The 15,635-nt window shown below is 61.2% G+C and carries 13 protein-coding genes and 2 tRNA genes; 10 read left to right on the top strand and 5 right to left on the bottom strand.

Annotated elements, in window-relative coordinates; translation table 11 throughout:
* Position 1: 1 nt before the first annotated feature.
* On the top strand, positions 2 to 253 hold the full coding sequence (locus tag ACH2DG_RS09070) for a DUF1653 domain-containing protein (protein ID WP_395025614.1): 252 nt from the start codon (positions 2 to 4) through the stop codon (positions 251 to 253).
* 1 nt (position 254) lies between these two features.
* Here ACH2DG_RS09070 and purN read toward each other — a convergent pair whose 3' ends face one another.
* A complete protein-coding gene (purN, locus tag ACH2DG_RS09065; RefSeq protein ID WP_395025613.1) occupies positions 255 to 836 on the bottom strand; it encodes a phosphoribosylglycinamide formyltransferase in 582 nt (193 codons plus the stop codon).
* 132 nt (positions 837 to 968) lie between these two features.
* On the opposite strand from purN, the gene ACH2DG_RS09060 reads away from it, so the two are divergent.
* A complete protein-coding gene (locus tag ACH2DG_RS09060; protein ID WP_395025612.1) occupies positions 969 to 2,288 on the top strand; it encodes a methyltransferase in 1,320 nt (439 codons plus the stop codon).
* A 77-nt stretch (positions 2,289 to 2,365) separates the two neighbouring features.
* On the opposite strand, the gene ACH2DG_RS09055 is transcribed toward ACH2DG_RS09060, so the two are convergent.
* Entirely contained in the window at positions 2,366 to 2,923 is a 558-nt protein-coding gene (locus ACH2DG_RS09055; protein WP_184709535.1) for an HNH endonuclease, read from the bottom strand.
* Positions 2,924 to 3,116: 193 nt separating this feature from the next.
* Between ACH2DG_RS09055 and ACH2DG_RS09050 the strand changes: the two genes are divergently transcribed.
* The 5 genes from ACH2DG_RS09050 to ACH2DG_RS09030 all read left to right on the top strand — a co-directional run bounded on the left by ACH2DG_RS09050 (position 3,117) and on the right by ACH2DG_RS09030 (position 9,918).
* Entirely contained in the window at positions 3,117 to 4,157 is a 1,041-nt protein-coding gene (locus ACH2DG_RS09050) for a bifunctional riboflavin kinase/FAD synthetase (protein WP_395025610.1), read from the top strand.
* A 155-nt stretch (positions 4,158 to 4,312) separates the two neighbouring features.
* Positions 4,313 to 7,168 carry an isoleucine--tRNA ligase gene (gene ileS, locus ACH2DG_RS09045; RefSeq protein ID WP_395025608.1) on the top strand — a complete coding sequence of 952 codons (2,856 nt, stop codon included), beginning with the start codon at positions 4,313 to 4,315 and terminating at the stop codon, positions 7,166 to 7,168.
* A gap of 124 nt (positions 7,169 to 7,292) precedes the next feature.
* Positions 7,293 to 7,796, top strand: coding sequence for a signal peptidase II (lspA, locus tag ACH2DG_RS09040; RefSeq protein ID WP_224150096.1), 504 nt, complete (start codon positions 7,293 to 7,295; stop codon positions 7,794 to 7,796).
* A gap of 270 nt (positions 7,797 to 8,066) precedes the next feature.
* Entirely contained in the window at positions 8,067 to 9,728 is a 1,662-nt protein-coding gene (locus ACH2DG_RS09035) for a Na/Pi cotransporter family protein (protein WP_395025607.1), read from the top strand.
* Between the two features lie 103 nt (positions 9,729 to 9,831).
* Positions 9,832 to 9,918: transfer RNA gene (locus ACH2DG_RS09030), tRNA-Ser, on the top strand.
* 84 nt (positions 9,919 to 10,002) lie between these two features.
* Here ACH2DG_RS09030 and ygiD read toward each other — a convergent pair.
* The 3 genes from ygiD to hrcA form a co-directional block, all read right to left on the bottom strand.
* A complete protein-coding gene (gene ygiD / locus ACH2DG_RS09025) occupies positions 10,003 to 10,782 on the bottom strand; it encodes a 4,5-DOPA dioxygenase extradiol (RefSeq protein ID WP_395025606.1) in 780 nt (259 codons plus the stop codon).
* Positions 10,783 to 11,010: 228 nt separating this feature from the next.
* Positions 11,011 to 11,087, bottom strand: a tRNA-Ile gene (locus ACH2DG_RS09020).
* Between the two features lie 42 nt (positions 11,088 to 11,129).
* Entirely contained in the window at positions 11,130 to 12,131 is a 1,002-nt protein-coding gene (gene hrcA / locus ACH2DG_RS09015; protein ID WP_395025605.1) for a heat-inducible transcriptional repressor HrcA, read from the bottom strand.
* A 28-nt stretch (positions 12,132 to 12,159) separates the two neighbouring features.
* Between hrcA and ACH2DG_RS09010 the strand changes: the two genes are divergently transcribed.
* From ACH2DG_RS09010 to rapZ, 3 genes are read left to right on the top strand one after another with little or no spacing between them, the layout of a single operon-like run.
* On the top strand, positions 12,160 to 13,062 hold the full coding sequence (locus tag ACH2DG_RS09010) for an NAD kinase (protein WP_224150112.1): 903 nt from the start codon (positions 12,160 to 12,162) through the stop codon (positions 13,060 to 13,062).
* Positions 13,059 to 14,717, top strand: coding sequence for a DNA repair protein RecN (recN, locus tag ACH2DG_RS09005; protein ID WP_395025603.1), 1,659 nt, complete (start codon positions 13,059 to 13,061; stop codon positions 14,715 to 14,717). Before ACH2DG_RS09010 ends, recN begins: the two co-directional genes overlap by 4 nt.
* The gene (rapZ, locus tag ACH2DG_RS09000; protein ID WP_395025601.1) at positions 14,707 to 15,600 is read left to right on the top strand and encodes an RNase adapter RapZ; all 894 of its coding nucleotides are present in this window, start codon (positions 14,707 to 14,709) and stop codon (positions 15,598 to 15,600) included. The genes recN and rapZ overlap by 11 nt, the downstream gene beginning before the upstream one ends.
* Positions 15,601 to 15,635 lie beyond the last annotated feature (35 nt).

Here is a 15,635-nt window from a genome sequence, read left to right as displayed (position 1 = left end):
TATGGAACAAAGCCCCTCTTGCACACCAGGCATTTCGCCCGGTTTGTATCGCCACTACAAAGGACAGCTCTACCAGGTCATGCAAGTGGCACGCCACAGTGAGACCAGGGAATGGCTGGTCGTCTATCAGGCCCTGTATGGCGACTATGGGTGGTGGGTACGGCCGGCTGCCATGTTCAACGAAACCGTGGAGGTGAACGGCTTGCGCGAGCCCCGCTTTGCGGCATACGTCCCTCTGCCGCAGGAGCGCTGAACTACATGCGCTCCAGCAGGGAGCGCACGGCCCTCGGGTAGATCTGGTGTTCCTGCACAATCACGCGGGCAGCCAGCGTGGCAGCCGTGTCTCCCGGCAGCACGGGCACCAGGCCCTGCTCGATGATCGGGCCTGCATCCAGATCAGCCGTGACCATGTGCACCGAAGCGCCAGCAAACCTGCAGCCCGCATCAATCGCGCGCTGGTGGGTATGCAGGCCGGCAAATGCAGGCAGCAAAGACGGATGGATATTGACCAGACGCCCGGCAAAATGGTTGACAAAGCCTGGCGTGAGAATGCGCATGAAACCCGCAAGCACCACCAGGGCGGGCGTGTACCGATCAATCTGCGCCATCAATGCAGCATCGAACGCTTCACGGCTGGCATAGGCCTTGTGATCGACGACTGCGGTCGCAATACCGTGGTCACGGGCAAATTCAAGCCCGCCAGCGTCTTCCCTGTTGCTCATCACTGCCACAACCCGGGCGCCCAGGCGGGCTTCCCAGCGCTCCTGCTGCGCAGTGCGCACAATGGCTGCCATGTTGGAGCCGCCGCCAGAGATGAGAATCACGATGTTTTTCATGGAGGCGGCATTATCGCAGGCGGCAACATCCACAAACGCAGGCGCGGGCCAAATGTCGGATAATCAAAAGCTTTACTGATTTCCATACAGCCATGTACATGCATGTACATGGGTCCATCCCGGATTCACTTCATGAGCGCCAAAGCACCTGTCGATCCCATCCGCAAATACCTTGAAACCGCCCGTCACCAGATTTCGGTGGGCAACCTCACCGGTGCTGCGCAAACCCTGAACGATGCCCGCCAGCGCTCGCCGCGCGATGCACGTCTTTTCATGCTGGCAGCACTGATGGCCGAGAAGTCCGGCAACCTGAATGGCGCATTTGATGCCATGCAGCGCTGCGTCACCATGGCGCCCGACTGGGGCCCCGGTTTGCTGGAGCAAGCCCTGCTCTTTGCCCGCCACGACCATGACAACGAAGCCATGGCAGCAGCAGAGAAGGTCATTGCACTGGAGCCCAACAATGCGCTGGTGATTGCAGGCGTCATCGACATTGCCCACCGCGTCGGCAATATCGAGATGGCGATCCGCCACCTGCAGCGCGCGCTGGAACTCTCGCCAGGCGACCGCACCTTGCGCCGCCATCTGGCCGTCGATCTGGGACAAATCCACAAATGGGACGAGGCCCTGGCCGTTTTCGAGCCGCTGATCAACGAGCAGCCTGGCGACCACCTGGCCCGCATCGCCCGCGTGCAGATGCTGCAGGCGCGCGGCACGATGCAGGATGCCCTGCCTGATACCGAAGCCCTGCTTGCACTCAAGGCCGATGACAAGGTCTACCAGTACTACCACCAACTGGCCAAGGGCGAAGTGCCCGCCCATGTGCCCGTGGAACTGACCACCCGCATGTTTGACGACATGGCGGACACCTACGACAAGCATATGGTGCGCGATCTGGGCTACCGCCTGCCCAAGCTGGCAGCCGACCAGCTGCTGGAACTCTTTCCCGATCGCCGATTCAACCTGCTGGACCTGGGCTGCGGCACCGGCCTGCTGGGCGCCGTGCTGGGCCCCATCGATGGCTATATCCTGGGCGTGGACATGTCGTCCAAGATGCTGGCCGAAGCTGCCAAGCACAAGGTGTACTACAAGTTCCACCAGGTCAACCTGCTCGAAGCGCTGGCGGCCACGCCGGCCAATACCTTTGAAGCCATTACCGCTTTGGACGTGCTGATCTATGTGGGAGACCTGCAGCAGACGCTGGCAGATGCCTATCGCGTGCTGGCGCCTGGCGGCGTGCTGATCTTCTCGTGCGAGCACGGTGACGTGACCGGCCCCGACAGCCAGTTGCAACCGTTTGGCCGCTATACCCACACGCTGGCCAGCACCGTGCGTCTGGCCAAGACAGCCGGTTTCGAGCGCGTGGACACCAAGGACCTGGAGCTGCGCATGGAAGCAGGCCAGCCAGTCGATGGTTTCATGGTGACGGCTTTCAAGCCCAAGCAAGCCTGATTCTCCGGCACTCCACGCAAAAGGCCTTGCATGTCTGCAAGGCCTTTTTTCATCCGATCGACAGATAGACAGTGCGGCTAAGCCGCCAGACGCGAGCTTTTGGGCACATGTGCCATCAGAAATTCCATCTGGTCCGCCAGAATGCGGCGGTTGCGCAGGATGAAGTCTTCCCACAGGCTTGGCGTGTAGGGCGCATACAACAACGGCATGTGCGCCTGCTCGGGCGTGCGTCCTGCCTTGCGGTGGTTGCACGACGCACATGCGGTCACCACATTCATCCAGGTGTCGGGCCCTCTTTGCGAGACGGGAATCACATGCTCACGCGTCAGGTGGTCTTCGGCAAACCACTGGCCGCAGTAGGCGCAAATCTGGCGATCCCGGCAGAACAGCTTGCTGTTGGTGAGCGCCATGCGCATGGCAAACGGATCGATGCTGGGCTTGCCCCGCGTGCCGATGATGCTGGCCACCTCGATGCGCGACTGCAGACCGGTGACCGCATTGTGTCCGCCGCGAAAACACGCCACATGCGAGCCCGCCTCCCAGCGAACATCGTCTGCTGCGTAATGCGTCACCGCCTCCTGCAAAGTGATCCAGGATTGGGGTACGCCGCTTGCCGATAGCTTCAACACCTTCACAATGGGCCTCCTGCACATTGGGAATCGATCCAGATACCGCAGAGCCCGCATGCCATCAAAGACACTGGCACCACCATGTCGCCATGCAGGCGCCTGGGCTCCAAGCCATAATGGTCAATATACACTTTTATTGTGAAATTTGACACCAGCGCGCGGCCAAAGCGCGCAAGCAGCTATAAAAACTAAAGCAACGATGAAAATCTTCCGAGGATTCGACCACCCCCAGGTCACCCGCCACTGCGCCGTCACCATCGGTAACTTCGACGGTGTGCACCGTGGTCACCAGGCCATGCTGGCCTTGCTGCGCAGCGAAGCCCAGCGTCGGGGCCTGGCCAGTTGCGCGCTCACCTTCGAGCCCCACCCGCGCGACTACTTTGCCCAGGCGCTGAACAAGCCGGACATGGCGCCAGCCCGCATCTCCACCCTGCGCGACAAGCTCGATCAGCTCGCCCAATGCGGCATCGACCAGACCATCGTGCTGCCTTTCAACGCGCGGCTGGCCGCGCAGGCGCCGCAGGCCTTCATTGATGATGTGCTGCTGGCGGGCCTGGGCACCGGTTACCTGCTGGTTGGCGACGATTTCCGCTTTGGCCACAAGCGTGCAGGCGACTATGGCATGCTGGTCAATGCAGGTCGCCTGCAGGGCTTTGATGTGGCGCGCATGAACAGCTACGAGTCCGATGGCCTGCGCGTCTCCAGCACGGCGGTGCGCCAGGCGCTGTCGCTGGGCGACATGGCAGGGGCTGCCAAGCTGCTGGGCTACCCGTATGCCATCTCCGGCCATGTGGTGCATGGGCGCAAGCTGGGCCGCCAATTGGCCGAGAGCCAGGCGGGCGCCGGGGACGGTTTTCGTACGCTGAACCTGCGTTTTGACCACTGGAAGCCAGCCGCCAGCGGCATTTTTGTGGTGCTGGTGCACGGCCTGTCCGAACAACCGCTGCCCGGCGTGGCCAATCTTGGCATCCGCCCTTCGCTCGACCCCAACGATGTGAACGGCGGACGCGTGCTGCTGGAAACCCATTGCCTGCAATGGCCCGCCGAACTGGGTGGGGACGGCGCTTACGGTAAAATCATCCGAGTGGAACTCCTACACAAATTGCACGACGAGCTCAAGTACGACAGTCTCGATGCCCTCACAGCCGGCATTGCCAAGGACTGCGCAGACGCCCGTGCCTACTTCAGCACCCCCACGCACGCCGAGACGCGTCGCCAGACCACGCGCGACCGAATTTGACGCCGACCTTGCTGCGCCCCGCCGCGCAGAAGTCATCGTAAAAGTGCGTGCCCGCACGCGTCCTGCCTCACTTCTGCGCTCACCTATTCCAACCTGACCGGCCCCACCCCTTGCTCTGCGCCGGATCAGGACCGTGTTTTGCTTTGAAGGTTTCTATGTCCGACAAAACGCCCCATGCAGAAAAAGCCTCTGCGTACCGTGCAACCCTGAACATGCCTGATACCCCCTTCCCGATGCGCGGCGATCTGCCCAAGCGCGAGCCGGGCTGGGTCAAGGAATGGGAAGACAAGGGTCTGTACAAGAAACTGCGCGATGCCCGCCATGGTGCACCCATGTTCATCCTGCACGACGGCCCCCCCTACGCCAACGGCAAGCTCCACATCGGCCATGCGGTCAACAAGATCCTCAAGGACATGATCGTCAAGAGCCGCCAGCTCGAAGGCTATGACGCGCTGTACGTCCCGGGCTGGGACTGCCACGGCCTGCCGATCGAGAACGCCATCGAAAAACTCCATGGCCGCAACCTGCCGCGCGATGAAATGCAGGCCAGAAGCCGTGCCTTCGCCACCGAGCAGATCGAGCAGCAAATGGTGGACTTCAAGCGCCTGGGCGTGCTGGGCGACTGGGACCATCCCTACAAGACCATGAACTACGCCAATGAAGCGCAGGAGCTGCGCGCACTCAAAAAGGTGATGGAACGCGGCTTTGTCTATCGCGGCCTCAAGCCTGTGTACTGGTGCTTCGACTGCGCATCGTCACTCGCCGAATTCGAGATCGAGTACGCCGACAAGCAGAGTCAGACCCTGGATGTGATGTTCCCCGCTGCCGAGCCTGCCAAGCTGGCTGCAGCATTCGGCCTCTCCAAGCTCGACAAGGAAGCCTTCATCGTCATCTGGACGACGACGGCCTGGACGATTCCTGCCAACCAGGCACTCAACGTCAACCCGGATCTGGAATACAGCCTGGTCGATACCGAGCGCGGCCTGCTGGTCGTGGCGTCTGCCCTGGTCGAGAAATGCCTCGCTCGCTGGAAGCTCGAAGGCAAGGTGCTGGCCACCGCCAAGGGCGAAAAGCTGGACCACATGCCCTTCAAGCACCCACTGGCACATGTGGACAGGGGTTTTGACCGTATCTCGCCCGTGTATCTGGCCGAGTACGCCACCGCCGACGACGGTACCGGTATCGTCCACTCGGCCCCTGCCTATGGCGTTGACGACTTCAACTCCTGCATGGGCAACGGCATGGACTACAAGGACATCCTGAACCCCGTGCAGGGCAATGGCGTGTACGCAGCCGATCTGCCGCTGTTCGGCGGCCAGCACATCTGGAAGGCGGTGCCCGTCATCATCGATGCGCTCAAGGTGGCAAACCGCCTGCTGGACTCCACAACCATCACGCACAGCTACCCGCACTGCTGGCGCCACAAGACGCCGGTGATCTACCGCGCGGCCGCCCAGTGGTTCATTCGCATGGATGAAGGCGAAGGCGTGTTCACCGACCCGGCCCAGAAGCCCGAGAAGACCCTGCGCCAGATCGCGCTCGAAGCCATCGACCACACCAGCTTCTACCCCGAGAACGGGCAGGAGCGCCTGCGCGCCATGATTGCGGGCCGCCCGGACTGGTGCATCTCGCGCCAGCGCTCCTGGGGCGTGCCGATCCCCTTCTTCCTGCATGTGGACACGGGTGCCCTGCACCCGCGCACCATGGAGATCGTCGATCAGGCGGCCGACATGGTCGAAAAAGGCGGCATCGAGGCCTGGAGCCGTGTCACGGCCGAAGAAATTCTGGGCGCCGAGGACGCAAAGAACTACACCAAGAGCACCGACATCCTGGAGGTGTGGTTCGACTCGGGCAGTACCTTCTGGCACGTGATGCGCGGCACCCATGCCGACATGCACCATGACCAGGGCCCCGAGGCGGATCTGTACCTCGAAGGCCACGACCAGCACCGTGGCTGGTTCCACAGCTCGCTGCTGCTGGCATCTGCCATCTTTGGCCGCGCGCCCTACCGTGGCCTGCTCACACACGGCTTCACCGTGGACGGCCAGGGCAAGAAAATGTCCAAGTCGCTGGGCAACACCGTCGCGCCGCAGGATGTGAGCAGCAAGATGGGCGCCGAGATCATCCGCCTGTGGGTGGCCTCTACCGACTACTCGGGCGATCTGGGCATCGACGACAAGATCCTCGCACGCGTGGTGGACGCCTACCGCCGCATCCGCAATACGCTGCGTTTCCTGCTGGCCAACACCAGCGATTTCGATCCGGCGACCGAAAGCGTTGACTACAAGGACATGCTGGAAATCGACCAATACGCCCTGGCGCGCGCGGCCCAGTTGCAAAAGGAGATCATCGGCCACTACCAGGTCTATGAATTCCACCCGGTGGTCACCAAGCTGCAGCTGTTCTGCTCCGAAGACCTGGGCGGCTTCTACCTCGACGTGCTCAAGGACCGCCTCTACACCACGGCACCCAAGAGCCTGGTCCGCCGCTCGGCACAGACCGCGCTGCACCAGATCACCCAGGCGCTGCTGCGTTGGATGGCGCCTTTCCTGTCGTTCACGGCCGAGGAAGCCTGGAAGATCGTGGGTAACAGCGACACCATCTTCCTGGACAAATTCACCGATCTGCCCGAAGGCGATGACGCCCTGCTCACCAAGTGGACCCGCATCCGCGAGATCCGCGACGTGGTCAACAAGGACATCGAAACCGTGCGTGGCGAAGGCAAGGTGGGGGCATCGCTGCAGGCCGAGATCACCGTAACCGCCCAACATGAAGACCTGGCACTGCTGCAAACGCTGGCCGATGACCTGAAGTTTGTCTTCATCACATCGAGCGCCCAGGCTGTGGCAGGCGATGAACTGGCGGTCACCGTCACGCCTTCGGCGCATGCCAAGTGCGAGCGCTGCTGGCACTACCGCGCCGATGTGGGAGCGAACCCCGAGCACCCAAGCCTGTGCGGTCGTTGCGACAGCAACCTGCACGGCAGTGGAGAAGTACGCACCAAGGCATAAGCGCCTTGCTGTAAAAAAGTGAGCTGTTTGCACCCACTGGGCAATATTCTCAATATCAAATTGATACTGAAACTATTGCACAGTATGCACAGACAGCTATCAAAACCATTGCATCCAAAGTGACATGAGCAACAAGCAGATGACGGGAAAACGCGCTTTCGCGCTGTGGCTGGCCCTGGCCGCCGTGCTGTTCTGGCTGGACCAGTGGACCAAGGAATGGATTCTGTCCCACTACCAGTTGGGCGAGTACACCACCATCACCGGCTTCTTCAATATCGTGCGCGCGCACAACCCCGGCGCAGCCTTCTCGTTTCTGGCCACCGCCGGTGGCTGGCAGCGCTGGCTGTTCACCGGCATCGGCGTCGTGGTGGGCGTGGTCATTGCATGGCAACTGTACAAATACAGCCACAAAACGCTGTTCTGTCTGTCGCTCAGCTGCATTCTGGGCGGCGCCGTGGGCAACGTGGTAGACCGCATGCGCCACGGCTATGTGGTGGACATGCTCGATTTCCACTGGGCGGGCAGCCATTTCCCCGCCTTCAACCTGGCCGATACCGCCATCACCATTGGCGCCATTCTGCTGATTCTGGATGAGTTGCTGCGCATGAAGCGTGGCGAGCAGGCCTAGCCCGAACCAGCCAGCCTCGTCATACCTTGCCCAAAACCGCCCTCGTACAACGAAGGCGGTTTTTTTTACCTCTGCAGCACAGCAAGTCAAGCAGCGGCTATCCGTAGCGCCCTTCTTCCAAAGCCAGTAAAAACAGGGAAAAACAGGGAGAAATGGATGATCTGGTGCCCAGGCCACCAGCCCATTGTCAAAAACAAAGAAAAATGGGCGCTATGGCATGCGCCCTACAACAATTTGCTGCTATCAGGGGTATAGTGTTCGGTTCGCCTTATGAAACACCTGCTCAATCTTCTTGCCGCCATTGCGCTGCTGGTTTGGGGGTCTCATATGGTGCGCACAGGGGTGCTGCGCGTCTTTGGCGCCAACCTCCGCAACCTGCTTGCGCGCAGTATGAGCAACCGTTTCACCGCCATGCTTTCCGGCATCGGGGTGACCGCACTTGTGCAATCGAGCACCGCCACCTCGCTGATGACTGCCTCCTTCGTGGGGCAGGGCATGATTCCGCTCACCGCCGCTCTGGCCGTGATGCGGGGAGCCGATGTGGGCACGGCCCTGATGGCCGTCCTGTTCTCCACCGACCTGTCGTGGTTGTCACCGCTGCTCATCTTCCTGGGCGTGGTGCTTTTCATCTCCAAGCAGGATTCCACCGCTGGCCGCGTGGGGCGCGTCTTCATTGGCCTGGGCCTCATGCTGCTCGCGCTGCGCCTGATTGTGGAAGCCACGGAGCCGCTGCTGGCATCCGAGGCCGTGCGCACCTTGCTCGTCAGCGTCAAGAGCGACTTCTTCATGGAGTTGCTGCTGGGCGCCATTCTGGCCATCGTTGCCTACTCCAGCCTGGCCATCGTGCTCCTGATTGCCGCCATGGCCGCCTCGGGCGCCATCACGGCCGATATGTCTCTGGGCCTGGTGCTGGGCGCCAACCTGGGCAGCGGCGTGCTGGCCGTGCTGCAGACTGCCAAATCGTCCATTGAAGTGCGCCAGGTCACCGTGGGCAACCTCATCTTCAAGATTCTGGGCATTGCCATCGTCGCGCCATTCACCGGCCTGTGGACAATCTATGCCGCACCCTATATCAATGACGCCGGGCGCTCGGCAGTCCTGTTCCACCTGGCATTCAACATCCTCAACAGCCTGGGCTTCATCTGGTTCACCGGCATCATCGGCGACTGGATGCGCAAGCTTCTGCCCAAGGAAGACGCCTCCAAGAACGGCCCGCAGCGCCCGCGCCATCTGGACCCATCTGCGCTGTCCACACCATCCCTTGCCATATCGTGCGCAGCCCGCGAGGCCCTGCACCAGGCGGACGTCGTCGAATCCATGCTGATCGGCCTGCACAACGTGGTGCAAACCGACAACCAGCAACTCTCGCAAGACCTGCGCAAGCTCGACGACACCGTCGATGAGCTGTACTCCGCCATCAAGTACTACATGACCAAGATCTCGCGCGCCGAACTGGACGAACGCGAGAGCCAGCGCTGGACGGAAATCATCAACTTCACCATCAACATGGAGCAGATCGGCGACATCATCGAACGCGTGCTCACCGATGTAGAAAACAAGAAAATCAAGAAGCGCCGCCAGTTCAGCAAGGCGGGCATGGAAGAGATCAACGAACTGCACGCCCACCTGCTGGACAATCTGCGCCTGGCGATGAGCGTTTTCCTGACCGGCAATGTGCGGGATGCGCAAAAACTGCTGGAAGAAAAAGCGCGCTTTCGCGATCTGGAGCTGGCCTATTCTGCGTCACACCTGGAGCGTCTGTCGCACAACACCGTGCAAAGCATCGAAACCAGCTCGCTGCACATCGACCTCATCAGCGATTTGAAACGTATCAACTCCCTGCTGTGCTCGGTGGCCTACCCCATTCTGGAATCCGCAGGCGCCCTGGCCCACAGCCGCCTCAAGGACGACCCCGAGCCCACCCGCCATTGACGGGAAACCCGGGAGGCAGTTGCCAGCGCCAATCCTGGAAGCAAGGCTGATTTGGCATACAATGCCAGCTGTTTTCTGCGCCCCACTCGCGCAGCAATGACAGGGAAGCGTGGCAGAGTGGTTGAATGCACCGGTCTTGAAAACCGGCGATGGTGAAAGCCATCCGTGAGTTCGAATCTCACCGCTTCCGCCGGAAATCAAGAAAAGCACTCAGCCTGCAACTGCGGCGAGTGCTTTTTGCATTTCTTCAGCCTTCGAGAAGACCTATTGCCTCTCAAGCACCAAACTGCAGACAACGCATGCTGAGCGTGCCGCTCTGAAATCCCTCGTACGTCTGCATGGGTGCAGCACTGCCCTGCGCCGCACCCAGCGCGTACAGCAAGGGCCAGTAATGGTCTGGCGTAGGCACAGCCATTTTGGCGGAAGCGTGCAGCTGCTGGTAGTTCAGCAGAGCCTGGTCATCGCGCGTCAGCAAAGCCTTCTTGACGACATCATCGAACTGCTGCGCCCAGTCACGCGCCGCCATCAGGCCTTCGGGCGCACCGCGCACCGTTGCCCGCAGGTTGTGCACGATATTGCCACTGCCAATGATCAGCACCCCTTTGTCGCGCAAGGCTGCAAGCTCACGCCCCACGGCGTAGTGGTACGCAGCGGGCTGGTCGTAGTCGATCGACACCTGGAACACCGGCACGTCCGCCTGGGGAAACAGATGGTGCAGCACCGTCCAGGTGCCGTGGTCCAATCCCCACTGGTCCGTCAGTTGCGCCTTGCCTGCGCGTACCAATGCAGCGGCTTCGGCGGCCATGGCGGGGTGGCCCGGGGCCGGGTACTGCATCTCCTGCAAAGCAGCAGGAAAGCCCGAAAAATCATGAATGGTGCGGGGCCTGTCGTTGGCAGTGACCTCCGTGGTGCCGCGCGTCAGCCAGTGGGCAGACACCACCAGAATGGCAACCGGCTTGGCCAGCTTGCTGCCCCAGCTGGAGAGCGTATGGGTAAAAGTATTGCTGCTGACCGCATTCATCGGACTGCCATGGCCAATGAAAAGCACCGGCATTTTGCCCGCCGGCTTTGGCGCACTGCGCGCCAAAGCCTCGCTCAAAGGCGTCAGCCCGGCCATGACAGCACCAAGGCTGCCAGACAACAGAAGAGAACGGCGGGAGTACATAGAAAAGGAAAGTAGCGAAGGCCCCGGTCAGAGCCAGGGCTGCGATGCAAGTTCCCGCCCTAAAAAACAAAAGGCCTGCCACCGGCAAGCCTTGTTCTTCTCCCAGATAGCGGTCACTGGTAGGGCGTGACAGACTTGAACTGTCGACCAAAGGATTATGAGTCCTCTGCTCTAACCAACTGAGCTAACGCCCCCAGCACCACCACCTTTGCAGGTGAAGCTAGGCATTCTAGCGTCTATTTGGAATGGCTCAGCGCGTTGGAAACCAGCTTTGAGGTGATTCCAACAATCTGGATCATCTTTTCATAAGACATGCGCTTGGGCCCGATCACCCCCAGGGTACCCACGATCTTGCCATTGATCTGGTAAGGCGTGCTCACCACCGACAGCTCCTGCACCGGCAATATCTGGCTTTCACCGCCGATATAGATCTGCACGCCTTCGGCCCGGTTGGAGCTTTCGAGCAGATGCAGAATCTGGGTTTTCTGCTCAAACAGGTCAAACGCGCGACGCAGATTGGTCATGTCGTTGCTGAAATCGCTGACCGCCAGCAGGTTGCGCTCGCCCGCGATGACCAGCTCGTCCTGCGCCTGGTCCTCGTCCTCCCCGACATGAACGGCCGCCAGCATCAGGGCGCCAATCTCGTCGCGCAGCTTTTCCACCTCTTTGCGCAACAGCTGGCGCACCTGGTCAATGGCCAGGCCCGCATAGTGTGTATTCAGGTAGTTGGCCGTCTCGATCAACTGGCTTTGCGAATAATCGGATTCGGTGAAGATCACGCGGTTCTGCACATCGCCATCGGGCGACACCAGAATCACCAGAATGCGCTTTTCCGACAGTCGCAGGAATTCGATATGCCGAAAGGATGAGCTTTTGCGCGGTGCCTGCACCACCCCTACAAACTGCGACAGGTCGGAAAGCACACCCGCAGCGCTTGCAATCACCTTTTGCGGCTGCTCAGGCGCAATCTCCGCAGACATCATTTGGTCCTGCTCGACTGTCAACATCGTGTCGACAAACAAGCGGTATCCTTTGGCCGTAGGCACCCGGCCTGCGGAAGTGTGCGGACTGGCGATCAGGCCCAATCCCTCCAGATCAGCCATCACATTGCGGATGGTGGCGGGAGACAGATCGAGGCCGGACGCCTGCGTGAGCGCACGCGACCCCACCGGGTGACCATCCGCTATGTAGCGTTCCACCAGGGTTTTCAGCAGCAATCGGGCGCGATCATCGAGCATGGCGGCATTTTAATGATGTAATTTGGGTATGCAGTCTCGCTTTCAACACATTGCCCTGATTGGCAAATACCATGCGCCGCCTTCTGCGGAGGTGCGCCAGCAGTCCATTGTCGCCTTCAGCCAGATTGCCAGCTATGTCGAGGCACGGGGCGGCACTGCTTACCTGGAGCAGGAAACGGCCAACTTCACCGGCATGGACCACTACCCCACGCTCAGTCTCGACGAGGTGGGCCGGCGCTGCGATCTTGCCATTGTGTTGGGCGGCGACGGCACCATGCTGGGTGTGGGGCGGGAGCTGGCCAAATACAACACGCCGCTGGTGGGTATCAATCAGGGGCGGCTGGGCTTTGTGACGGATATTCCGCTGCAGACTTTCCTCGCTCCCTTGTCAGCCATTCTGGCGGGCGAATACGAAGAAGAGATTCGCTCGATGATCCACGCGCTGGTGATCCGCGATGGCGAATGCGTATTCCAGGCCCTGGCTTTCAATGATGTGGTCGTCAACCGTGGCGGCACATCGGGCATGGTGGAGCTGCGGGTGGAGGTGGACGGCCAACTGGTGGCCAACCAGCGCGCCGACGGCTTGATCATCGCCACTCCCACCGGCTCCACAGCCTATGCGCTGTCGGTAGGCGGCCCGATCGTGCACCCCGCGCTGGCATGCTGGGTCATGGCGCCGATTGCCCCGCACATGCTCTCCAACCGCCCGATCGTGGTGCCCGATACACAGGAGATTTCGATCGAGGTGATTGGCGGACGCGATGTAGCGGCCAATTTCGATATGCAGTCGCTGGCCTCCATTCTGCGCGGCGACAAGATTCTGGTGCGCAGCGCTCCCCATAAGACACGATTCCTCCACCCTCGCGGCTGGAACTATTACGCCACCTTGCGCAAGAAACTGGGCTGGAACGAAGGGGGCATCACACCATGAGCCTCAAGCGCATTGCGCTGCGCGATTTTGTGATCGTCGAGCAGTTGGAGGTTGATTTTTCGCCCGGCTTCACTGCCTTGACCGGAGAGACCGGCGCCGGCAAATCGATTCTGATCGACGCCCTGCAACTGGTGCTGGGCAGCCGTGCCGATACCGGCTTTGTGCGTCAAGGCGCTGCCAAGTCGGAATTGATAGCAGAGTTTGATACGCCGTCTGCGCTGATGCCGTATCTAACCGAGAATGAGCTGCAGCCCGATGCATCATTGCTGCTGCGCCGCGTGATCGACGCCCAGGGCAAGAGCAAATTCTGGATCAATGGTGTGGCGGCGACCGCAACCCAGCTGCGCAGCATAGCCCCGGCCCTGGTCGACATCCACGGTCAGCACGCCTGGCAAAGCTTGATGCAGGCAGAGCCCGTGCGGCGCTTGCTCGATGCCTACGCCAACGCCGATTGCAGCAGCGTTCAAGAGGCTTACCTCGCCTGGCGCGCCGCAGACAAGGCGCTGCAGCAGGCCCGGAGCATGGAAGCCACCCACCAGCGTGAGCGCGAGCGGCTGCTGTGGCAGATATCCGAAGTGGACAAGCTCGCTCCTGCCGAGCAGGAATGGGAAGAACTCAACACCCAGCATACGCGGCTGTCCCACGCCCAGGCCCTGATGGATGCCGCCACCCATGCAATGGCCGCCCTGGAAGATGAAGACAGCGGCGCCAGCGTGCAAGCCAATCGCGCGTTGCACACCTTGCAGGCGCAGGCCCATGTCGAGCCACAATTTGCCGCCATGGCTGAAACGCTGGAAGGTTGCGTTGCGCAGTTGGAAGACCTGGCGCGCTCGCTGGGCGGCTATTTGCGGCATGCAGAGTTGGATCCGGACAAGCTCGAACAACTGGACGAGCGCCTGGGCAGCTGGATCAGTCTGGCTAGGCGTTACAAGCGCCCGCCCGAGGAACTGCCCGCGCTGCTGCAGGGCTGGAAGAACGAATTGAAAGCCCTGGATGCGTCTGCAGACATCGATGCGCTGGACAGTGCTTCCGCACAGGGCTGGAAAGTCTACGAAAAGGCTGCCCAGGCACTCAGCAAGATTCGCGCGCGCGCTGCAGAGCGCCTGTCGCAAACCATTACCAACGCGATGCAGGAGCTGGGCATGGCTGGCGGTCGCTTTGTCGCCACCATTCATCCGGCCAAGGAGCCCCGCGCCGATGGCATGGACGATGTGGAGTTGCTGGTGGCCGGACACCCTGGCACCGAACCCAAACCCATTGCCAAGGTCGCCTCGGGCGGCGAGCTGTCTCGCATCTCGCTGGCCATTGCCATTTCCACCAGCCAGCTCGGCCAGGCTCCTACCTTGATTTTTGACGAAATTGACTCGGGCATTGGGGGTGCCGTTGCCGATGCCGTGGGCCGCGTCATGCACGCACTGGGCCAGGATCGCCAGGTGCTGGCAGTCACCCATCTGGCGCAGGTAGCTGCACGCGGCGATACCCATCTGGTGGTGACCAAACAGCGCAGCAAAACCGGCACCAGCAGCCATATCAGCGCAGTGACGGAGAATGGCCGGGTCGATGAGATCGCGCGGATGCTGGGCGGGGAGCATATTTCTTCCACCAGCAGGGCCCACGCACGGGAAATGATTGCAGGAGGTGTACATGACCAATAGCGCAGACCGGCGACCGCCGCTGCAGGTAGTGGTGCTGACAGGCATGGCTGGCTCGGGAAAGTCGGTCGCGCTGCATGCGCTGGAAGACATTGGCTACTACTGTGTGGATAACCTGCCGCCAGAGCTGCTGCCCTCGCTGGTATCGCTGGAGCATTGGCAGCATGGCAACCGCGTTGCCATTGCCATTGACGCGCGCAGTGCCAAGGCCTTGTACCTGGTGCCCGAGCAGCTCGAAAAGCTGCGCGCTACCGGCGCCCAGGTACAACTCATCTACATGGACGCGCTGCGCGACATCCTGATCCGGCGCTTTTCCGAAACGCGCAGGCGCCACCCGCTGACCAATGAAACGCTGCAGGCAGGCCCGCGCGCCCTGGTGCAGATGATTGACGAAGAACGCGCCCTGCTGGCCGATCTGCGCGAGCAGGCGCATGTGATTGACACCAGCAACCTGCGCGTGTCGCAGTTGCAGGCCTACATCAAGCAGTTCATGCAGGCGCCGACCTCCAGCCTGACCCTGGTTTTCCAGTCGTTCGGCTTCAAGAACGGCATCCCCATGGACAGCGACTACATGTTCGATGTACGCATGCTGCCCAATCCCTATTACGAGCCGGATCTGCGCAGCCACAGCGGGCTGGAGGCGCCGGTTGCACAGTTTCTGGCGCAGCAGCCTGCCGTGCTCAAAATGCAGGAAGACATCATCCGCTTCCTGGACAACTGGCTGCCCGAGATGGTGCTCAACCACCGCAGCTATGCCACCGTATCCATCGGCTGCACCGGTGGCCAACACCGCTCGGTCTACCTTGTCAACGCACTGGCGCAGCACTTCCAGAGCCGGTGGACAACTCTGCAGCGCCACCGCGAACTGGACCAGAGAACGCATTGATGGCAGCAGCAGAGCGCCCGCTGCACTGCTATGTA

Source organism: Comamonas odontotermitis, from assembly GCF_040396735.1.
Taxonomy (GTDB): domain Bacteria; phylum Pseudomonadota; class Gammaproteobacteria; order Burkholderiales; family Burkholderiaceae_C; genus Comamonas; species Comamonas odontotermitis_C.
This window is presented reverse-complemented; position numbering and strand designations above follow the sequence as displayed.